The sequence below is a fragment of the Kitasatospora sp. UYEF31 genome (genome assembly GCF_057291755.1).
This window is the reverse complement of sequence record NZ_JBXAWK010000024.1, coordinates 63,777-84,503: the sequence shown is the minus strand read 5'-3', so window position 1 is coordinate 84,503 and position 20,727 is coordinate 63,777. Positions and strand designations below refer to the sequence as shown.

General features: G+C 68.4%; 16 protein-coding genes. 5 read left to right on the top strand and 11 right to left on the bottom strand.

Annotated features, from left to right (window positions below):
- Positions 1–32: 32 nt before the first annotated feature.
- The 7 genes from AC0Z36_RS14715 to AC0Z36_RS14685 form a co-directional block, all read right to left on the bottom strand.
- Positions 33–1,526 (bottom strand): amino acid permease, encoded by a 1,494-nt coding sequence (locus AC0Z36_RS14715; RefSeq protein WP_485463303.1) that lies wholly within the window; start codon positions 1,524–1,526, stop codon positions 33–35.
- A gap of 356 nt (positions 1,527–1,882) precedes the next feature.
- The gene (dxs, locus tag AC0Z36_RS14710; RefSeq protein ID WP_485463302.1) at positions 1,883–3,787 is read right to left on the bottom strand and encodes a 1-deoxy-D-xylulose-5-phosphate synthase; all 1,905 of its coding nucleotides are present in this window, start codon (positions 3,785–3,787) and stop codon (positions 1,883–1,885) included.
- Positions 3,788–3,974: 187 nt separating this feature from the next.
- Positions 3,975–4,724 (bottom strand): substrate-binding domain-containing protein, encoded by a 750-nt coding sequence (locus tag AC0Z36_RS14705; protein ID WP_485463301.1) that lies wholly within the window; start codon positions 4,722–4,724, stop codon positions 3,975–3,977.
- A gap of 321 nt (positions 4,725–5,045) precedes the next feature.
- A complete protein-coding gene (locus AC0Z36_RS14700; protein ID WP_485463300.1) occupies positions 5,046–6,317 on the bottom strand; it encodes a sugar ABC transporter permease in 1,272 nt (423 codons plus the stop codon).
- A complete protein-coding gene (locus AC0Z36_RS14695; protein WP_485463299.1) occupies positions 6,310–7,098 on the bottom strand; it encodes an ATP-binding cassette domain-containing protein in 789 nt (262 codons plus the stop codon). Before AC0Z36_RS14695 ends, AC0Z36_RS14700 begins: the two co-directional genes overlap by 8 nt.
- Positions 7,095–8,285: a sugar ABC transporter substrate-binding protein gene (locus AC0Z36_RS14690; RefSeq protein ID WP_485463298.1), complete on the bottom strand. Its 1,191-nt coding sequence runs from the start codon at positions 8,283–8,285 to the stop codon at positions 7,095–7,097. Before AC0Z36_RS14690 ends, AC0Z36_RS14695 begins: the two co-directional genes overlap by 4 nt.
- Before the next feature lie 217 nt (positions 8,286–8,502).
- Complete coding sequence (locus AC0Z36_RS14685) at positions 8,503–9,762, bottom strand: ROK family transcriptional regulator (protein WP_485463297.1); 1,260 nt, start codon at positions 9,760–9,762, stop codon at positions 8,503–8,505.
- A gap of 498 nt (positions 9,763–10,260) precedes the next feature.
- Here AC0Z36_RS14685 and AC0Z36_RS14680 point away from each other — a divergent pair, with 498 nt between their 5' ends.
- The gene (locus AC0Z36_RS14680) at positions 10,261–10,698 is read left to right on the top strand and encodes a hypothetical protein (RefSeq protein WP_485463296.1); all 438 of its coding nucleotides are present in this window, start codon (positions 10,261–10,263) and stop codon (positions 10,696–10,698) included.
- A 103-nt stretch (positions 10,699–10,801) separates the two neighbouring features.
- Here AC0Z36_RS14680 and acnA read toward each other — a convergent pair whose 3' ends face one another.
- Positions 10,802–13,516, bottom strand: coding sequence for an aconitate hydratase AcnA (gene acnA, locus AC0Z36_RS14675; protein WP_485463295.1), 2,715 nt, complete (start codon positions 13,514–13,516; stop codon positions 10,802–10,804).
- Positions 13,517–13,809: 293 nt separating this feature from the next.
- Here acnA and AC0Z36_RS14670 point away from each other — a divergent pair, with 293 nt between their 5' ends.
- Positions 13,810–14,832, top strand: a complete 1,023-nt coding sequence (locus AC0Z36_RS14670; protein WP_485463294.1) for a Gfo/Idh/MocA family protein — start codon at positions 13,810–13,812, stop codon at positions 14,830–14,832.
- 60 nt (positions 14,833–14,892) lie between these two features.
- Here the strand turns inward: AC0Z36_RS14670 and AC0Z36_RS14665 are convergent, their stop codons facing one another.
- The 3 genes from AC0Z36_RS14665 to cds1 all read right to left on the bottom strand — a co-directional run bounded on the left by AC0Z36_RS14665 (position 14,893) and on the right by cds1 (position 17,525).
- A complete protein-coding gene (locus tag AC0Z36_RS14665; RefSeq protein WP_485463293.1) occupies positions 14,893–15,654 on the bottom strand; it encodes an SIMPL domain-containing protein in 762 nt (253 codons plus the stop codon).
- 236 nt (positions 15,655–15,890) lie between these two features.
- Positions 15,891–16,259 (bottom strand): PH domain-containing protein, encoded by a 369-nt coding sequence (locus AC0Z36_RS14660; protein WP_485463292.1) that lies wholly within the window; start codon positions 16,257–16,259, stop codon positions 15,891–15,893.
- A gap of 147 nt (positions 16,260–16,406) precedes the next feature.
- Entirely contained in the window at positions 16,407–17,525 is a 1,119-nt protein-coding gene (cds1, locus tag AC0Z36_RS14655; protein ID WP_485463291.1) for an L-cysteine desulfhydrase Cds1, read from the bottom strand.
- A gap of 170 nt (positions 17,526–17,695) precedes the next feature.
- Between cds1 and AC0Z36_RS14650 the strand changes: the two genes are divergently transcribed.
- The 3 genes from AC0Z36_RS14650 (at position 17,696) to AC0Z36_RS14640 (ending at position 20,624) form a co-directional block, all read left to right on the top strand.
- Complete coding sequence (locus AC0Z36_RS14650; RefSeq protein WP_485463290.1) at positions 17,696–18,199, top strand: SigE family RNA polymerase sigma factor; 504 nt, start codon at positions 17,696–17,698, stop codon at positions 18,197–18,199.
- Positions 18,200–18,240: 41 nt separating this feature from the next.
- Positions 18,241–19,212, top strand: a complete 972-nt coding sequence (locus tag AC0Z36_RS14645) for a hypothetical protein (RefSeq protein WP_485463289.1) — start codon at positions 18,241–18,243, stop codon at positions 19,210–19,212.
- 77 nt (positions 19,213–19,289) lie between these two features.
- Positions 19,290–20,624, top strand: a complete 1,335-nt coding sequence (locus AC0Z36_RS14640) for a DUF2252 domain-containing protein (protein WP_485463288.1) — start codon at positions 19,290–19,292, stop codon at positions 20,622–20,624.
- Positions 20,625–20,727: the final 103 nt, after the last annotated feature.

The following is a 20,727-nucleotide window of genomic DNA, read 5'->3' as shown; positions in this document are numbered from 1 at the left end:
TTTTTGTACATGATCGACGAGGCTGGAACAGGTCAGGCGTCTGCCCGGTGCTGCTCCCCTTCCGCGAGCCGGCTGTTGCGGATGCTGTAGCCGAAGTAGACGACAAACCCGAGGGCCATCCAGGCCGCGAAGCGGAGCCAGGTCTCGGCCGGCAGGTTCAGCATCAGCCAGAAGCTCGCCAGGATCGCCAGGACCGGCAGCACCGGGACCCACGGCACGCGGAACGGACGGGGCAGTTCGGGCCGTGTACGGCGCAGGATGATCACGCTGGCCGAGACAACGACGAAGGCGAACAGCGTGCCGATGTTGACCATCTTGTCGATCTCGCTGATCGGGGTGAGACCGGCGATGGCCGCGACGACGAGCGCGACTGTCATCGTGCTGCGGTGCGGGGTGCCGTACTTCGGGTGGATCTCGGAGAACATCTTCGGCAGCAGGCCGTCGCGGCTCATCGCGAAGAACACCCGGGTCTGACCCATCAGCAGGATCATGCACACCGTGGTCAGACCGGCGATCGCGCCGATGCTGATGATCGTGGCGATCCAGCCCTGGCCGACCGACTTGAAGGCTTCCGCGAGGGGTGCCTTGTCGGAGAGTTCGGTGTACTTCTGCATGCCGGTGATGACCAGCGAGACCGCCACGTACAGCACCGTGCACACGATCAGGGTGCCGATGATGCCGCGCGGCAGGTCCTTCTGCGGGTTCTTCGCCTCTTCGGCGGTGGTGGCCACGACGTCGAAGCCGATGTACGCGAAGAACACGAGCGCCGCGGCCGACATGATGCCCATGACGCCGTAGACGCTGGGCTCGAAACCGGAGATCAGCTGGATCAGCGGCGCCTTGAGGTCGCTACCGGTGCCTTCGGGCGCCTTGGACGGCGGGATGAAGGGTGTGTAGTTCGAGCCCTTGATGTAGAACAGGCCCGCGAAGATGACCAGCAGCACGACGAAGAGCTTGATGGTCACCATGACGGCGTTGAACTTGGCCGACAGTTTCACACCCCGCACCAGCACGAAGCACAGGGCGAGCACGAGGAGCGCGGCCGGCAGGTTGATCACACCGCCGTCGTCGAACGGCGACGCGGTGATCGAGGTCGGCAGTTCGATGCCCGCCTGGGAGAGCAACGAGGTGAAGTAGCCGGACCAGCCGATGGACACCACGCCCACGCCGAGCGCCAGTTCGAGGATGAGGTCCCAGCCGATGATCCAGGCGGGCAGTTCACCGAGGGTCGTGTACGAGAACGTGTAAGCCGATCCGGCCACCGGAACGGTGGAGGCAAATTCGGCGTAACAGAGTGCGGCGAGGCCGCAGACAACCGCGGCCACAACGAAGGACAGCGCCACCGCGGGGCCGGCCAGGTTCTTGGCCGCCGTGCCGGTAAGGACGAAAATGCCGGTGCCGATGACAACACCGACGCCGAAGACTGTGAGGTCGAGTGCGGTGAGCTCCTTGCGCAACCCCTCGCCCTCGCCCGGGTCGGTGTCCCGAAGGGACTGCTCCACGGTCTTGGTTCTGAAGACGCTCATGCCACCACCTCCTGATGACGGTGATCATGACCGCCATCGGATTGTTCATCCCTAGTGCAGGGCAATCTCACCCGTTTCGAACGGATGAATCCCCTTCTGATCAAGAACTTGGTGGATTCGAACACAAGAGTGAACGAAGGCCCCAACCGAAAAGATGCCTTCTCACTATGTGGAACGACATTCCGGGCAGACCGCAACATATCAGTCAACGGTCCGTCAGTCATTGCGGGACACAGCGGACAAACAGGGGAAAAGGGCAGCGGAACCAAGCAGCGGAACCAAGCAGCGGAAAAGCGTCCCGGGACAACAGAGAACCCGCCACCGGAAGCGGTGGCGGGTTCTGGGTTTCCGGTACGTCAGGCTGTGGCCTGCTCCTGCTCGGAAGTGCTCAACCGGGCGACTTCCTCCACGACCTCACGCGAGATGTCCTGCGCGTTCAAGCCGATCCGGCCCATGATGACGTTGCGCTTGGCGTGGTCCAGGAACTCCTGCGGAATTCCGTAGTCCCGTACGGGGACGTCGACCTTCGCGTCCCGCAGCGCCTGCGCGATCGCCGCGCCCACACCGCCGACCCGGCCGTTGTCCTCGATCGTGACGACCAGCCGGTGCTTGGCCGCGAGGCCCGGCAGCGCCGCGTCCACCGGCTTGACCCAGCGCGGGTCCACCACCGTGGAGGTGATGCCCTGCACCGTGAGCTTCGCCGCGACGTCCAGGCCGACCTCGGCCATCGTGCCGACGGTCACGATCAGTACGTCCGCGCCGAGCTCGCCGCCGCGCAGGAGGTCCATGCCGCCGACCGTGCCGACCGCCTTGATGTCCGGACCCACCAGGCCCTTGGCGAAGCGGATGACCGTCGGGGCGTCGTCGACCACAACGGCCTCGCGCAGTTGCATCCGCAGCTGCGCCGCGTCGCGCGGCGCGGCCAGCCGGAGGCCCGGCACCAGCTGCATGATCGACATGTCCCACATGCCGTTGTGGCTGGCACCGTCGTCACCGGTGACGCCGGCCCGGTCCAGGACGAAGGTGACACCGCACTTGTGCAGCGCCACGTCCATCAGGACCTGGTCGAACGCCCGGTTGAGGAAGGTCGCGTACACCGCGACGACCGGGTGGAGGCCGCCGATCGCCAGACCGGCCGCCGACGTCACCGCGTGCTGCTCGGCGATGCCGACGTCGAAGACCCGCTGGGGGTGCTTCTTCGCGAACTTGTGCAGGCCGACCGGGATCATCATCGCGGCGGTGATGCCCACGATGTCGGGGCGCTCGTCGGCGACGTCGACGATCTCGTCGGCGAACACCGATGTCCAGGACGTGCCCCCGGCGGTGGTCAGCGGCAGGCCCGTCTCGGGGTTGATCACGCCGACCGCGTGGAACTGGTCGGCCTCGTCGCCGCGCGCCGGGGCGTAGCCGCGGCCCTTCTCGGTCAGACAGTGCACGATGACCGGACCGCCGAAGGCCTTGGCCTTGACCAGCGCGGCCTCGACGGCCTCCGGATCGTGCCCGTCGACGGGACCCACGTATTTCAGACCGAGGTCCTCGAACAGACCCTGCGGGGCCACGAAGTCCTTCAGGCCCTTCTTCGCACCGTGCAGCAGGTCGTACATCGGCCCGCCCACGACGGGCGTGCGCCCGAGGAAGCCCTTGCCCCACTGCAGGAACCGCTCGTAGCCGGCGGTGGTGCGCAGCGTCGCCAGGTGGTCGGCGAGGCCGCCGGTGGTCGGGGCGTACGAACGCTCGTTGTCGTTGACGACGATGACGACCGGGCGGTCCTTGGCGCAGGCGATGTTGTTGAGCGCCTCCCAGGCCATGCCGCCGGTGAGCGCTCCGTCGCCGATGACCGCGACGACGTGCCGCTCGTGCAGGCCGCGGACCTGGTAGGCCTTGGCCAGTCCGTCGGCGTACGACAGGACAGTGGAGGCGTGGGAGTTCTCGATGATGTCGTGCTCGGACTCCGCCTGCGACGGGTAGCCGGACAGGCCGCCCTCCTGCCGCAGCTTGGAGAAGTCCGTACGCCCGGTGACCATCTTGTGGACGTAGGACTGGTGCCCGGTGTCCCAGAGGATCTTGTCGCGCGGCGAGTCGAAGACCCGGTGCAGCGCCAGGGTGAGTTCGACGACGCCTAGGTTGGGGCCGAGGTGGCCACCGGTCTTGGAAACGGACTCCACAAGGAATCCGCGGATCTCGGCGGCGAGGTCGACGAGCTGCTCCGGAGAGAGCGCCTTGAGATCACGGGGTCCTCGAATGCTCTCCAGCAGGGCCACCCGTTCCTCCTTCGTCGGTCTGTGGGCTCCGGCGTCGGCCGGGCCCGGACTCTGCCCGGACGGCAGAGGTTTTGATCTGTTGAGTCTAGGACGTGCGGACCGGGGTGGCGGTTCGCCTGCGGGACTACGGTTCGGCAACGCCCTGTTCTGTGTCGCAGGAGCGGTCGGTCACCGCGGTCCGGCAGCGTTACAGCAGTCCAACGGCCGTGCAGGCGTTGGCGTACGGATCAGCACAGATCTCGGCCGCAGTGTAGTAGCCCCCGGTGACCACGGTCGCCTTTACGTTCTTCTTGTCCACGGTCAGCGGCGGTACGGCGATCTCCGGGACGCCGTCGGGACCGGCCACCGCCGTCGCGTACGGCTTGCCCTGGGCGAGGGCCATGGCGAGCTTCGCGGCCTGGTCGCCCTGGGCGCGGTAGGGGGCCAGGACCGCCTGGGGCTGTTCCCCGGCCAGGGTTTTCCGTACGGCGGACAGGGCCTGGTCCTGGGTGGCGGCGTCCGCCGCCACCGTGCGCAGCACCCGGCCCCCGGCCGCGCCGGGGAGTTCGGCGTCGTAGGCGACGACCGGCACGTTCTTCTGCTTCGCCGCTTCGGTGAGCGGTGCGACGGCCGTGGCGTCCACCGGCCCCAGGACCAGTGCTCTGACCCCGGCCGCGAGCATCGCCTGGCCCTGTCTGACTTGCAGGGCGGGGTCCTTGTCGGCGTTGGCGTACTGGATGGTGCAGTCGGGGCACAGTTCGCGTACGCGCGCCTCGAAGGCGGGTTTGTCGTGTTTCTCGTAGCGTTCGTCGGCGGTCTGCGGGAGCAGCAGGCCGATGCTGAGCTGCTGGTCGGTGTGCAGGTCGGCGCGGTCGGGGCCGTCGCTGCCGCAGCCGGTGGCTACGGCCGCGGTGAGGACGGCGACCAGGGCGGCGGTGATGATCGGCTTGAGGCGCACAGGGCGGAGTCAATCCGGCGTTGGTCTTGCGGTCAACGGATACACACCTCCGGCGGCACAACTGTACGAAAAGATCACCGGTTCGGAGGCACGGGGCGCCGTACGGGACGCGTGCGGGTGAGGTTTCAGCAGGACGTGCGACCGGGGCGCAGATCAAGACCTGTTTCGTACGGGGTGCATCCGGGTCGCGGTTCGCGAACCACACCGCGCCGAGTGGCCCGTCCGGCTACCGGGTGGTCACGGGTTTTCCACCTTCCGGGATGCGGTGAAAGGTGGAAAACCCGTGACCACGTACGGGCCGCGAACAGCCGGCCGCCGCCGCTACGCCCGGCCGCTCGCCTTCTGGCTCTTCCGTGACACGGAGTCGAGGATCACCGCGGCGAGCAGCACCGCGCCGGTGATCATCAGCTTCACCGAGGAGTCGATGGACTGGAGGTCCATCCCTGAGGAGATCGAACCGATCACCAGCATCCCGAGCAGCGCCGAGTAGGTGCTGCCCCGGCCGCCGAACAGTGATGTGCCGCCGATCACCGCCGCGGCGATGGCGTTCATCAGGACGTCGCCGCCGCCGGTGGTCTGCCCGGCCGAGATGATGCGGGAGGCGGCGAACACTCCGCCGACCGCGGCCATCGTCGAGGCGATCATGTATACCGAGATCCGGACCGCGTTGACGTTGATACCCGCGCGCCGGGCCGCCTCGACGCCGCCGCCGACCGCGAACACTTTCCGGCCGTACGGGGTACGCCGCAGCAGCAGGTCTCCCCCGACGACCAGGGCAAGGAAGATCACAAAGGCCAGGGGCGTGCCTTTGTACTGGTTGAACACGTACGCGACGACCAGCCCGACGGCCAGCAGCCCGCTGGTGCGCAGCGCCAGGTCGGACAGTGGCCGGGTGGGGATGCCCGCCGCCGCCCGGCGGCGGTGGCCGAGCCACCCGGACAGGCCGTAGCCGAGGGCGACCACGATCGCGAGCAGGTAGCCCACGATGACCTGTTCGAAGAAGTAGTAGGTCAGGTTGTGGACGGCCCCGGTGTCACGGAGGTTGATGGTGCCGTCGTTGCCCAGGACGTACAGCTGGAGGCCCTGCCAGCCGATGAGGCCGGCGAGGGTGACGACGAAGGCGGGGACGCCGATGCGGGCGAAGACGAAGCCGTGCAGGGCGCCGATGGCGCAGCCGACGACGGCGGCGGCGAGGATCGCCGTACCGTCGCTCCAGCCGTGTTTGATGTTGAGTACGGCCAGGACCGCGGCGCTGAGGCCGCTGACCGAGCCGACGGACAGGTCGATTTCGCCGAGCAGCAGGACGAAGACGATGCCGAGGGAGATGAGGCCGGTGGCGGCGATCTGGATGCTCAGCTTGCTCAGGTTTTCGGCGGACAGGAAGCGGTCGTTGAGCGACTGGAAGACGATCCAGATCACGATGAGGCCGAAGATGACCGGCAGTGAGCCGAGTTCGCCGCCGCGGACCTTGCGTTTGAACTCGTCGAGATAACCCTTGTAGCCCTGCTGCCGGACGAGCAGCCGGGGGTCGAGCTGGGCGACGGCGGCGGGCTGGGAAACGTCCGCCACGGGGTCCTTGTGCAGGTCAGGCATCTGTTCCTCCGTCCTTGCCGCGCGTCCTGCGGGCCTGCCTCCTGGCGACAGCGTTGTCCCCGGCGCCGGTGATGGCGGCCAGGAGATCCTCCTGGGTGACGGTGTCCACGTCGAAGACGCCGTTGTTGCGGCCGAGGCGGAGCACCGCGATCCGGTCGGCCACCGCCAGGACGTCGGCCATGTTGTGGCTGATGATGATCACGGCCAGGCCGCGTTCGCGCAGCCGCTCGATCAGGTCGAGCACCTGGGCGGTCTGCTCGACGCCGAGGGCCGCGGTGGGCTCGTCGAGCATCACCACCTTCGGTTCGCCGAGCAGGGAGCGGGCGATGGCCACGGTCTGCCGCTGCCCGCCGGAGAGGGACGCGACGGGGATGCGCACGCTGGGGATGCGGACCGACAAGGTCTCCAGGAGCTCCGTGGCCCGCCGCTCCATCTCGATCTCGTCGAGGACGCCGCGGCGGTGCAGCTCCCGGCCGAGGAAGAGGTTGCCGACCACGTCGAGGTTGTCGCACAGTGCGAGGTCCTGGTAGACGGTCGCGATGCCGAGTTCCTGGGCGTCGTGGGGCCGGGTCAGGGAGACCTCGCGGCCCTCCCAGGTGATGGTTCCGCTGTCCGCCGGGGCGACCCCGGCGATGGCCTTGACCAGGGTGGATTTACCGGCCCCGTTGTCCCCGACCAGGGCGGTGACCTCGCCGGCGGCCACGTCGAGGTCGACGCCGGTCAGAGCCTGTACGGCGCCGAAGCGCTTGGAGACCCCCTGGAGGCTGAGTACCGCGCTCACGAGAGTCCCGCGGCCTTGCAGGCAGCGGCGTAGTCGGCGGTGCAGATGTCGCCCACCGTGAAGTAGCCCTGGTCGACGACCACGGACTTGATCTTGTCCTTGCCGACGGGGACCGGCGGGAGGATGACCGCGGGCACGGTGACTGTGCCGTTGTTCTTGGTCTCCGTGGCCTTGTCGTACTTCTGGCCGAGGGCGACCGCGATGGCCATCTCGGCGGCGGTCTCCGCCTCCGGCTTGTACGGCTTGAAGATCGTGAACGCCTGATCGCCCGTCAGAATGCGCTGTAGCCCGGCGAGTTCGGCGTCCTGGCCGCCGACCGGCGGGACGGGCTTGAACCCGGCCCCCTTGAGTGCCGCGATCGCGCCGCCGGACATGCCGTCGTTGGCCGCGTACACGCCGATGACCTTCCCGGGGCCGCCGAGTGCGGTGAGGGCCTGCTCGGTCTCCGACTGGGCCTTGTCGTTGGACCAGTCCGGGGTGTCGTACTCACGGCCGATGTTCACCTGGCCGTCGAGGACGCTGTGCGCGCCCTTCTTGAACTCCGGCGCGTTCGGGTCGGTCGGCGAGCCGTTGATCATGATGATCTGGCCGCGCTTGGGGTCGCCGCCCGCCTTGATCGCGTCGAGCAGGGCCTGGCCCTGGAGCTTGCCGACCGTCTCATTGTCGAAGGAGACGTAGCCGCTGATCGGTCCGGTCGCGAGCCGGTCGTACGCGATGACCGGCACGTTCTTGGCCTTGGCCTGGTTGACGATCGCCCCGGCCGCCTTGGCGTCCACCGCGTCGAGGACCAGCACGTCGACGCCGTTCGTCAGCATGGCTTCGGCCTGCTTCTGCTGATTGTCGGACTGTTGCTGCGCGTTGGAGTACTTCACTTCGCACTTGGCGCACAACGATTTGACCTTGGCTTCGAACAGTGGTTTGTCGAATTTTTCGTACCGTGCCGTCTTGGTCTCCGGAAGGAGCAGCCCGATCTTAAAGGCCTTGTCCGTGGTCAGCCCGGTGCCGACGCCGGTCGCGGCCGGTGTCCCCGGGGTTCCCGGTGCGGTAGCGCCGGGAGTCCCCGAGGCCGCCGGAGTGCTCGTCTTGCCCTTGTCATCACTGTCCTTGGCGTTGCCGCAGGCGGACACGCTCACCGCGAGCGCCGCAACAGCACCGAAAGCCAGACTCCGCCGCACTATGGATTTCATGAGGACTCCCCAAGCAGACACGGGAGTGACAGCCGTCACACCCGGAAGCGCCCGGGAAGTCAACTCCTGTCGCCGGGCAGTGGTCAACAGTTCGACTGGGGAGGATCCATAAAATGAACGAAACCGTGATGTTCGAATTTTCCTATTCCTGCCCGGCGCCCTGACTGAAACCACGTCAGGAGCCGGATTTCACGCACCCGTCCGTACGGACGGTCCGTCAGGAAGTGACGACCAGGCCGCCCTTGGCCGCACTGGTGTCTTCAGTGGTGAAACGTCCGGCCAGGAAGGGTGTCAGCTCACTCATCGCGAGCGCCAACGCGCCCAGCACTTCCGCCCGTTCGCCCAGGGCACCGACGGCCACCGTCAGACCCCGGGCCGCCGACGGGATCGCGTAGCGGCCCACAGACTCGGACACCGGGCCGATGAGCAGCTGGCCGGCCGAGGCCAGGTCGCCGCCGAGGATGATCCGCTGCGGGTTGAGGATGTTGCACAGGTTGGCCACGCCCACGCCCAGGTGCCGGCCCGCGTCGCCGATGACCCGGCGGCAGCCCGCGTCACCCGCTTCGGCCAGGTCGATCATCTTCCGTACGGTCAGGTCGGCACCGTGGCTGCCCTGGAGCAGTTGGAGCAGGACACTGGACTTGACGAAGGTCTCCAGACAGCCCCGGTTGCCGCAGCGGCACACCGGGCCCGACTCGTCCAGGGTGATGTGCCCGATCTCGCCGGCCGTGCCGCCGGGACCGCGGTAGAGCCTGCCGCCGAGCACGAGGCCCGCGCCGACGCCGCTGGACACCTTCAGGTAGGCCATCTCCGTGCACCCGGCCCCCGCGCCCCACACCAGCTCGCCGAGCGCGCCGAGGTTGGCGTCGTTGTCGACGAGCACGGGGACGCCCAGGCGGTCCTGCATCTCCGCCTGCGGGTGCCGGCCGGCCCAGCCCGGCAGGATGGTCATCGAGCCCAGGACCCCGGTCTCGGTGTCGATCGGCCCGGGCACGCCGAGGCCGACCCCGGTGACCTCGCCGGGTCGCGCCCCGGCCTGGTCGAGGAGTCGCCGCACGAGGTGCTCCGCGGCGGCGAAACCCTCGTCGGCGGACGCGTCGACATCGATCGGCACGCGCTCCTCGGCGAGCACGTTGTGCGCGAAGTCACCGACCGCGACCCGCAGGTGCCGGTGCCCGAAGTCCACACCGACGACCACCCCGGCCGCCCGGGACAGCGACACGTTCTGTGCCCGCCGCCCGCCCGCCGACGTGGGGGTGACCACGACCAGGTCGATGCCTTTGAGCTCCCGCACGATGTTGGACACCGTGGCCGCTGACAGCCCCGTGCCGCGGGCGATGTCGGCCTGGGTGAGCGCCCCGGCCATCCTGACGGCGCGCAGCACACGTTCGAGGTTCGCGCGGTGCAGTGAGGACTGTGAGCCGGGCGGCTGTACGGCGCTGATGGCCCCTGCCGCGCCCGCTGTGCCGTCGGCCATCCGCGTTCCCTTCGTTCCGGGTGGATTCTCATGTTCTACGTGGCACGCGTTGTCCGTACTGTCTGCAACTCCTGAACCCTATTGCGTGCGACGTACGGAAGCAGAGCCACCTTGTGAACACAAGACGAAAGCAGGCAGCAGAAGGCTGTTCGGCGCGATTCAGCACCGCAGACGACGTCTCCGGGACACATCTCACTCGTTCGGGTGAGAATCCAGTCCGGGTCCTTCCCTCTCCGGGACGCCGCGCGAAGACTACTGCGTGCGGCCGTCCTGTCTACCGGACGGCCGCGCCAGTTCTCCGGGGCCGCGCGAAGGCGCCGGGAGGTTCGTCGTACAACCTCGGGTACCGTTGAGGTCGGCAGCTGCGCCTGCCCGCTCCGGGATCCGGCCGGTGGTGGAAGCCACGCGGGTCACGGACAAGGGTCACCGACTCGCGCCCAACACCCCCTGGTGTCCCCACGGTGCTGTGTTGTGTTGAGAACACCGCTGGAGGACTGCATGACCACCAACCGATCGCGCATGAACGTGATCCGCACCCGCATGGAAGCGACGGGCGACGCGTACAACGTCATCGCCCGCGGCCTGCGCGACGAGCGCGGTGCGAAGGCCACGCCCGCGAGCCGCATCCAGCGCTGGCAGCCCGTCGTGGACCTCGACGACCCGTGCCCGTGCGGCAGCACCTGCGAGCCCGGGGGCGTGTGCGACCACTGCCACGCGACCTTCCGGCACGCGGCCCGCAACCCCGGCAGCGCCACGGACATCACCGGCTGGGACGACCGCTACGACTGCACCGGCTGCTCGGCGACGTACACCCTGGCGGTGTCGCTGCCGAACAACCCGTGGGGTGTCGAGGAGAAGGTCCTGCGCCGGGGCGCTGAGCCGCTGCTGCGGGTGAGGGTGCGGGAAGGCATCTCCCACCCGCTTATCGAGGGCTGAGAAAGCTTGGATTCCGTACGGAATTGATCCTGGTCCGGTTCTGCGAAAAAAGAGCCCCCACCGCCGACGGGAGTCGGGGGCGGGGGCTCTTTCGTCAGGTGTGTCAGCCCTTGTTCACGAGCGACCGCAGGACGTACTGCATGATGCCGCCGTTGCGGTAGTAGTCGGCCTCACCGGGGGTGTCGATGCGGACGACCGCGTCGAACGACACTCCGGTGTCGGTGGTGACCTTGACCGTCTCCGGCGTGCTGCCGTTGTTCAGTTCGGCGATGCCGGTGAACGCGAAGGTCTCCGTGCCGGTCAGGCCGAGGGTGGCGGCCGTCTGGCCCGCCGGGTACTGCAGCGGGACGACGCCCATGCCGATCAGGTTCGAGCGGTGGATGCGCTCGTACGACTCGGCGATGACGGCCTTGACGCCCAGGAGGCTGGTGCCCTTGGCGGCCCAGTCGCGGGACGAGCCCGAGCCGTACTCCTTGCCGGCCAGGACGACCAGCGGGACGCCGGCGGCCTGGTAGTTGGCGGAGGCGTCGTAGATCGTGCTGACCGGGGCGCCGGCCTGGGTGAAGTCCTTGGTGAAGCCGCCCTCGGTGCCCGGTGCGATCTGGTTGCGCAGGCGGATGTTCGCGAACGTGCCGCGGATCATCACCTCGTGGTTGCCACGGCGCGAACCGTACGAGTTGAAGTCACGGCGCTCCACACCGTGCTCGGCGAGGTACTTGCCCGCCGGGCTGTCGGCCTTGATGTTGCCGGCCGGGGAGATGTGGTCGGTGGTGACCGAGTCGCCGAGCTTGGCGAGCACGCGGGCACCGGCGATGTCGACGACCGGGGTGAGCTCCATCGTCATGCCGTCGAAGTAGGACGGCTTGCGCACGTAGGTGGAGTCCGGGTCCCACGCGAAGGTGTCGCCCTCCGGGGTCTCCAGGGACTGCCACTGCTGGTCGCCGTCGAAGACGGTGGCGTAGGAGTCCGTGAACATCTTCTGGTCGATGGAGGAGGCGACGACGTCGCTGATCTCCTTGTCCGTCGGCCAGATGTCCTTGAGGTACACCGGGTTGCCGTCGCCGTCGGTGCCCAGCGGCTCGGTCGTGATGTCCATGTCCATCGAACCGGCGATGGCGTACGCGACGACCAGCGGCGGGGAGGCCAGGTAGTTCATCTTGACGTCGGGGTTGATGCGGCCTTCGAAGTTGCGGTTGCCCGAGAGCACCGAAACGGCGGCGAGGTCGCTGGCGTTGACCGCCGCGGAGACTTCTTCGGGCAGCGGGCCCGAGTTGCCGATGCAGGTCACGCAGCCGTAGCCGACGAGGTTGAAGCCGAGCTTCTCCATGTACGGGGTGAGGCCGGCGCGCTCGTAGTAGTCCATGACGACCTTGGACCCGGGGGCCAGGGTGGTCTTGACCCACGGCTTGACCGTGAGGCCCTTCTCCACGGCCTTCTTCGCCAGGAGGGCGGCGCCCAGCATGACGGAGGGGTTCGAGGTGTTGGTGCAGGAGGTGATCGAGGCGATCACGACCGCGCCGTGGTCGATCTCGTACGTCGAACCGTCGGGTGCCGTGACGGTCGTCGGACGCGACGGACGGCCCGCGCTGGCGGGCGCGTCGGAGGCCGGGAAGGACTCCTTGCCGGCCTCGTCGGCGTCGCCGGCGTAGTCCGGGAGGACACCGCGGAAGCGCTCCTTGGCCTCGGCCAGGACAACGCGGTCCTGCGGGCGCTTCGGGCCGGAGATCGACGGGACGACGGTGGAGACGTCCAGCTCGATGTACTCGGAGAAGACCGGCTCGACCGAGGGGTCGTGCCACAGGCCCTGGGCCTTGGCGTACGCCTCGACGAGGGCGAGCTGCTGGTCGTCCCGGCCGGTCAGGCGCAGGTACGAGATGGTCTCGGCGTCGATCGGGAAGATCGCGCAGGTCGAACCGAACTCGGGCGACATGTTGCCGAGGGTGGCGCGGTTCGCCAGCGGCACGTTGGTGACGCCGGGGCCGTAGAACTCGACGAACTTGCCGACGACGCCGTGCTTGCGCAGCATGTCGGTGATCGTCAGCACCAGGTCGGTGGCGGTGACCCCCGGGCGCAGTTCGCCGGACAGCTTGAAGCCGACGACGCGCGGGATCAGCATGGAGACCGGCTGGCCGAGCATCGCGGCCTCAGCCTCGATGCCGCCGACGCCCCAGCCCAGGACGCCGAGTCCGTTGACCATGGTGGTGTGCGAGTCGGTGCCGACGCAGGTGTCGGGGTAGGCCTGGCCATTGCGGACCATGACCGTACGGGCGAGGTACTCGATGTTGACCTGGTGCACGATGCCGGTGCCGGGCGGCACGACGGCGAACTCGTTGAACGCGCCCTGGCCCCAGCGCAGGAACTGGTAGCGCTCCTTGTTGCGGCCGTACTCGATCTCGACGTTCTGGGCGAACGCCTCCCGGGTGCCGAACTTGTCGGCGATGACGGAGTGGTCGATGACCATCTCGGCCGGGGCCAGCGGATTGATCGTCGCCGGGTCGCCGCCGAGCTCCTTGACGGCCTCACGCATGGTGGCGAGGTCGACGACGCAGGGCACGCCGGTGAAGTCCTGCATGATCACGCGGGCGGGCGTGAACTGGATCTCCTGGTTGGGCTGCGCGGCAGGGTCCCAGCTGCCGAGCGCGCGGATGTGGTCGGCGGTGATGTTCGCGCCGTCCTCCGTGCGGAGCAGGTTCTCCAGGAGCACCTTCAGGCTGTAGGGGAGGCGCTCGGAGCCCTCCACCTTGTCCAGCTTGAAGATTTCGTACGACTCGTCGCCCACGCTCAGCGTGGTGCGGGCGTCGAAGCTGTTCGCGGACACGACGTCTCCCTCTCTTGCGCACACCACCGCCCAAATAAGTTAGGGTTACCTAACTTCCAGTGTCGGCGTGTACGCCGTACAGATATCTTGATGTCGAGAGACATCCTAGTCCACAGCGTTGATGAACGCTTGCGCGGGCGGTCTGCCACGCGCCTACAGCAGCCTGCGGCCGATCCGGGCCGGGCGCACGCCGGGAATTGCCGCACTCCACCGCTTTCCCGTATCGGTTCCGCCCTACGATGCCAATGAGTCGCACGTACGGAGTACCGGGTAACCATGTAGGGGGACGAACCATGGAACGTGTACGCATCGGCGTGCTGGGGGCGGCGCGCATCGCCCCGTCAGCGCTGACCAGGCCGGCGAGGCTGATCCCCGGGGTCAAGGTGACCGCGGTGGCGGCACGTGATCCGCGGCGGGCGGACACTTTCGCCCGGCGACAGGGCATCCCCGTCGTGCACAGCGACTACGCGGCACTGATCGGCGATCCCGACGTGGACGCGGTCTACATCCCCCTGCCCAACGGCCTGCACACGCACTGGGCGGTGCGGGCGATGGAGGCCGGGAAGCACGTCCTGATCGAGAAACCGGTGGCGGCGAACGCCGCGGAGGCCCGGCTGATCGCGGACACGGCCGTACGGACCGGCATGATCGCGATGGAAGCGTTCCACTACCGCTACCACCCCCTGGCCCGGCGGGTGCGGGAGATCCTGGACGACGGCGAGCTGGGCACCGTCCGCCGCATCACCGCGTCCATGTGCTTCCCGCTGCCGGTGCCCGGTGACATCCGCTACCGCTTCGACCTCGCCGGCGGGGCGCTGATGGACGCCGGGTGTTACGCCGTGCACGCGCTGCGGATGATGGCCGGGGACGCCAAGTCCGCCATCGCGGCGGAATCACTCAGGATCCTGGGCGCCCGCGCGAAGACGGTGCCCGGGAACCGGAACGTCGACCGGGCGATGTCGGCGGGCTTCCGGCTGCCCGGCGGGGCTACCGGGCTGATCCACGCGTCCCTGTTGTCCAGCAGGGTCATGGGCATCGGCCTGCACGTGCTGGGCGAGCGGGGTGAGCTGAAGGTGGGCAACTACGTGATGCCGCACCTGCCGCACCGCTTCACGGTGACGGTCGACGGTGTGAAGCGCCGCGAGCACCTGGGCCAGGCGGGGAAGTCGTCCACGTACAGACTGCAGCTGGAGGCCTTCGCGGACGCGGTGGTCACCGGTGAGCAGCCGCTGACCCCGGCTTCCGACGGGGTGCAGACGATGGAACTGATCGACGGGATCTACCGGACCGCGGGGTTGCCCGTACGAGGTCGATAAATGCCTCCGGGGTGTCCGGAGTGGCGCGTGAACGCACCTCCGGACACCCCGGCCGACTGATCACCGGAGTTCGAAGACCACCCGCACGCTGACCGTGACCTCCAGCGTGCCCGGCGCGACCGGCACCGGCGAGCCGCCCGGCGCGGGCGGCGGCATCGGCGCGTCGGCCGGACCGCCCACCATCGGCGGCGCGGACGGCGCGGAGGTCTCCACGATCGTCGACGCCCCGCTCAGGTGCCGCCCGGACAGCGCGGCGTACTGCTTCGCCTTCGCCTCGGCGTCGTGGTAGGCCGCCGCACGCGCCTGCTTCAGCTCGTCGGCGTTGTCCTCCAGGCCGAAGGACAGCCCGTTGACACGGGCCGCGTCACCACCAGCCTTGACCGCCGCGTCCAGCACCGCGGACGCGGTGCCGACCTTGCGCACGGTGGCCCGGAGCGTGGTCGAGGCCTGGTAGCCGGAGATCTTCGGGTATTCGTTCGGGACGTACTGCGGGGACACCGACACCTGCTCGGTCTGGATGTCCCTGGCCGCGACACCGGCCTTCTTCAGCGCCGCGAGGATTTTCTCCGCGGCCTCCCCGGCGGCGGCGTACGCCGCCGCGGTGGTCGGGCGGACCACTTCGACGCCGACGGACGCGTACGCCACGTCCGGCTGCGCGATGACCCGGCCTTCGCCGGTGACCTCGACGGTGGACTTGTGCTCGGCCATGAAGGCGGTCTCCGGGGCGGCGTACGCGGGGGCCGTGGCGGTCAGGCCGCCGCACAGGCCGGTGAGCAGGACTGCGGCGCCGACGCAGCGCAGACGGAGGGACGACGGGGACACGGACGGCTCCTGGGTCAGGGGAATGGTTGTACGCATTCCAACCCCGGAGTGCCGCGACCGTGTGCGCGCCGTGCCGTGCCTCCGCGCCGTTCCACCCGGCTGGCTCAAAAGCCCGGCGGGTCCGGCGGCTCAGATGCTCCCCCGCCGAGATGCTGCCCCGCCGAGATGCTCCGCCTGCTCAGCGCCTGCGGCCGGTTCAGCGGTTCAGCGGTTCAGCGGTTCAGCGGTTCAGCGGTTCAGCGGATCATCGTGTAGTGCAGGATCACATCGTGCACGTGGCGGCTCTTGTCGTCGCCGCGGAACTCCACGCTGTAGGCGTGCGAGCCGACGGAGATGGAAATCTCTCCGGAGGAGAAGAAGTTCCCCGCGAAGGACTTGTTGCTGACCATGCTGACGCTGTGGACCTTCGAGTACGGAATCGACGTGATCGCGATCTTCTTGCCGACGAACGAGTTGTCCTGCACGATGATCCGCCGGTCGGTCAGCCCGATGAAGCCGGTGCCCACGCCGATCGCGTCGTAGACCGCGATGATCGTCTCACCGGGCAGCAGGCCGTTTTGGATTTTCTCGAACTGATCACGTTTGTCGAAGACGGGCGTTGTCATGGAGGTCCCCTCCCGGTACAGGTACGGAAATCCGACTGTACCGGGAGGCCCGTAGGCGGCGGATCAGTCTGCGGAGGGGAGTCCGTCAGCCTTCCGGCCGACCCCGCGCCCAGCTTCCGGGCCACTCACCTGCGCCCGCTCTCCCGCTCAGTCTTCGGGCCACTCACCCGTCCTGTGGAAGTGCTCAAGCACGGCCGTGTACGGAGCCGTGTCCCAGCCCTGCGCCGCGACCCATTCGTCGGAGTAGTAGGAGTGCGCGTAGCGCTCCGCGCCGTCGCACAGCAGGGTGACGACCGAGCCCTTGCGGCCCTGGGCGCGCATCTCGGCGATCAGCCGGAAGGCCCCCCACAGGTTGGTGCCGGTCGAGCCGCCGGCCTTGAACCCGGTGAGCCCGCGCAGGTGCCGCATCGCCGCGACGGACGCCGGGTCGGGCACCTGGATCATGCGGTCGACGGTCTGCGGGATGAAACTGGGCTCGACCCGGGGACGGCCGATGCCTTCGATCTTGGAGCCGACACCGGTGGTGAACTGCGGGTCGTGCTTCTCCCAGCCGGGGAAGAACGCCGAGTTCTCCGGGTCGACCACACACAGCCGGGTGTCGTACTGCTGGTAGCGCACGTAGCGGCCGATGGTCGCCGAGGTCCCGCCGGTGCCCGCGCCGACCACGATCCACTCGGGGATGGGATGGCGCTCCTTCTCCATCTGCCCGAACACCGATTCGGCGATGTTGTTGTTGCCGCGCCAGTCGGTGGCCCGCTCGGCGTACGTGAACTGGTCCATGTAGTGCCCGCGGGTCTCCGACGCGAGGCGGCGGGACTCGTCGTACACGGTCGACGGATCGTCGACCAGGTGGCACTCGCCGCCGTAGAACTGGATCTGCTCGATCTTCTCGGGACTGGTCGACTTGGCCATCACCGCGATGAACGGCAGACCGAGCATGCGCGCGAAGTAGGCCTCGGACACAGCGGTGGAGCCGGAGGAGGCCTCGATGACCGTGGTTCCCTCGGTGATCCAGCCGTTGCACAGCGCGTACAGGAACAGCGAGCGCGCGAGGCGGTGCTTCAGGCTGCCGGTCGGGTGCGTCGACTCGTCCTTGAGGTAGAGGTCGATGCCCCACTCCTCGGGCAGCGGATAAACCAGGAGGTGGGTGTCCGCGGACCGGTTGGCGTCCGCGACGACCCGGCGGATGGCCTCGTTGACCCAGGTCCGGGTCTTCTCACAACACCGGTCCAGATCCTGGTTGGTGTTCTGCTGTGCCGCGCTCACGGTGACTCCCGTCCGAGGGTTGTGCGATCAAACACAGCGTACGGCGGGACCGTGCGGACCAGCCTTCCGGTTGCCGGATAATCCCCACCCGGATGTGACAAGAGCATCAGCTGTGGAGTCAGTACGTGGGAGGACGCGCGCCCTCGTATCCCGTGCACCAAGGAAGGCCTATGGCGGCAACCGACGACGACGAATTCCTGCAGTTCGCCACCGCCCGCGGCGGCCAGCTGTTCCGGACGGCCTGGCTGCTGTGCGGCGACTGGCACCTCGCGGAGGACCTGGTGCAGACGGCCCTGGGCAAGCTCTACCGGTCCTGGAAGAAGGTCTCCCAGGCCGACAATCCGGACGCCTACGCCCGCACGGTGCTGGTGCACAGCTACCTGTCGCACCGCCGCAGACGCAGTTCGGCCGAGCAGCCGTACGAAGTCATACCCGAGCAGGCCGGACGGGAGACCGATCCGACCGTACGGCTGACGCTGCTGAGCGGCCTGGCCGACCTTCCACCGAAGGACCGGGCCGTACTGGTGCTCCGTTACTGGGAGGACCTGAGCGTGGAACAGACCGCCGCGCAGCTCGGGATCTCAAGCGGCGCCGTGCGCAACAGGTCACTGCGGGCGCTGGCGAAGCTGCGGACCGTGCTGGGAACGGAATACGACCTCCTCGCCGCCGCCTGAGGCCTTCCTGCCACTCCATCTGATGAAGGATCTGGTCTTTCATGACTGACACACAGGACGGCGGGGCCGCGCTCGCCGCGGCGCTGCGCGAGTCCGCCGCAGCGGTCCGGACACCCGGCGCGTCGGATCTCGCAGCGTCCGGGCTGGCCCGGGGCCGCCGTTTGAAGGCTGTACAGCGGATGCAGATCGCGGGCGCGGCCTTCGCCGTGGCCGCGCTGGGCTCCGTGGGGGTGCTCGTGCTGCCGGGTGAATCTTCGGATTCCCTTACGGTCACCGCGGGTTCACCGGATTTCCCGGCGCCGGTCGTCAGCAGCACACCGGTGCCGCCCGCCGACGTCGGGCCCCGGATCACCGGCCAGGGACTCCTGGCACTAGTGCTGCCGCAGATCCCCTTTGCCGGAGAGGTCTCCCACCGCTCCGGGTTCGAGGACAGTCTGGTGAACAAAAAAGACCCGGCCACTCCCCTGCCGTGGCCGTTCTTCGCCGTCTACGGCGGCTTCCAGTACAAGGACAGTGCGGGCACCTCCTACCTTGAGGTCAGCGTGTCCACGAACAGTGCGGACGACGGGGGCCACCCGCTCTCCTGCGCCGACTACCCGGGGCAGGACTGCGCGACCGAAGAACTCGCGGGCGGACGCACACTGCTGCGCGTGGTCTGCCGCACGCCCGACACCCAGGCGGACCACCTGGTGCAGAACCTGGTCGAACTGCGGCGCCCGGACGGCGTACGGGTGGTCATGACCGCCACGAACGCCGCGGACATCCGGACCGTCAAGTCCGGTCCGGCGACCCGGGTGGTGCCCGGTCTGAGTCTGGAGGAGCTGGCGTCCATCATGACCAGGACCTCCTGGCCGACGACGATGGACAACTCACTGGCCGACGCGGCCCGGACGGTGACCCCGTACACGCGGGACGCGACCGGCTTCGGTACACCGCCGTACTTCGGCGACGTGCCGTTGCCTTCGACTTCGCCCAGCCCACCCAGCCCACCCAGCCCACCCAGCAAGCCCTGATCCCTCCCCGCGCCACCGACGGCCGTTTCCCCTGGCATGCTGCCCCCTGAACAATCAGCCAGGGAAGGCGGTCGCCCATGAGTGACAACAATGAGGGCTACGGCCCGGTCGACCCCGGGGCCCGCGCCGAGCGCATCCTCGAAGTCTTCGAGTACGCGTTCGGCGAGCTCATCGCGGGCGACCCGGCCGCGTTCCGGACCAAGTTCCGGAAGATGGCCGCTAACGCGTTCGCCTTCTACCGGGGTACGGCCTGCCTGTTCTACGCCGACCTGGACGGCCGGGCCAACCCGTTCCACGACGGGCGCACCGGCCGCGTCTGGATCCACGGTGACCTGCACGCGGAGAACTTCGGCACGTACATGAACGCCGACGGGCGGCTTGTCTTCAACGTCAACGACTTCGACGAAGCTTACGTCGGGCCTTTCACTTGGGACGTGCAGCGCTTCGCGGCGTCACTGGCGCTGATCGGCTACGCGAAGGCGCTGAGCGACGACGTGATCTCCGACCTGGTGACGGCGTACGCGCGCGCCTACCGGACCCAGATCGCCCTGCTGACGGAGGATCCGGCGAGTGCGCAGACGGCGCTGACGCTGGACACGGCGCAGGGTCCGCTGCTCGACGTGCTCCAGGAAGCCCGCCTCCAGACCCGGGTGGGGCTGCTCGACTCGCAGACGGTGATCGACGGCTACGAGCGGCGTTTCGGCCTGACCAAGGGTGCGTTCGCGCTGGACGAGGAGACCCGGCAGACGGTGCTCGAAGCGTTCAACCGCTACCTGGCGACGCTGCCGGAGTCGACCCGGATGCGGCCTGAGACGTACGACGTCAAGGACGTCGTCGGCAAACGCGGTGTGGGCATCGGCTCGGCCGGCCTGCCGTCGTTCAACCTGCTCCTCGAAGGCAACACCGAGGCACTGGAGAACGACGTCCTGCTCTACATGAAGCAGGGCCAGACCCCGGCGGCCAGCCGGCATGTGACCGATCCGGACGTACGGGCGTACTTCAGGCACGAGGGCCACCGTACGGTCATATCGCAGCGCGCCCTGCAGGCGCACGCCGACCCGTGGCTGGGTTTCACCGACATCAACGGTGTGGGACAGCTGGTCGCGGAAGTGTCCCCGTACGCGAACGACCTCGACTGGTCGGGTCTGACCGAAGTCGACGACATCCGTACGGTCGTGGAATACCTCGCCCGGGCCACGGCCACGATGCACGCGGTGGCTGACGCCGACAGTGGTGAGGACCTGGTGGGCTTCTCCACCGAGCACGCGATCAACGCGAGTATCGCAAAGGATCCCGAGGGGTTCGACGCGATGCTGGTCGGATTCGCGCACACCTACGCAGCGCGGGCGCGGGCGGACCACGCGCTGTTCGTGGACCTGTTCCGGAACGGCCGCATCCCAGGAGTGCTCTGACCACACAATGATCCTGGAGTCCGCGGGGCGCCCGCCGCCCCGGGAACTCCAGGATCATCGGTGCCCGCTGTACCGGTCTTGGGGTTTCCGGGGCGCTGTGACA

Bases quoted from the DNA above. Each gene is read 5' to 3' on its own strand.
- AC0Z36_RS14650 (WP_485463290.1), top strand. From the start codon at position 17,696: ATGGCGGCAACCGACGACGACGAATTCCTGCAGTTCGCCACCGCCCGC.
- AC0Z36_RS14690 (WP_485463298.1), bottom strand. From the start codon at position 8,285: ATGAAATCCATAGTGCGGCGGAGTCTGGCTTTCGGTGCTGTTGCGGCG.
- AC0Z36_RS14685 (WP_485463297.1), bottom strand. From the start codon at position 9,762: ATGGCCGACGGCACAGCGGGCGCGGCAGGGGCCATCAGCGCCGTACAG.
- AC0Z36_RS14640 (WP_485463288.1), top strand. From the start codon at position 19,290: ATGAGTGACAACAATGAGGGCTACGGCCCGGTCGACCCCGGGGCCCGC.
- AC0Z36_RS14715 (WP_485463303.1), bottom strand. From the start codon at position 1,526: ATGAGCGTCTTCAGAACCAAGACCGTGGAGCAGTCCCTTCGGGACACC.
- AC0Z36_RS14645 (WP_485463289.1), top strand. From the start codon at position 18,241: ATGACTGACACACAGGACGGCGGGGCCGCGCTCGCCGCGGCGCTGCGC.
- AC0Z36_RS14670 (WP_485463294.1), top strand. From the start codon at position 13,810: ATGGAACGTGTACGCATCGGCGTGCTGGGGGCGGCGCGCATCGCCCCG.
- AC0Z36_RS14680 (WP_485463296.1), top strand. From the start codon at position 10,261: ATGACCACCAACCGATCGCGCATGAACGTGATCCGCACCCGCATGGAA.
- AC0Z36_RS14660 (WP_485463292.1), bottom strand. From the start codon at position 16,259: ATGACAACGCCCGTCTTCGACAAACGTGATCAGTTCGAGAAAATCCAA.
- AC0Z36_RS14700 (WP_485463300.1), bottom strand. From the start codon at position 6,317: ATGCCTGACCTGCACAAGGACCCCGTGGCGGACGTTTCCCAGCCCGCC.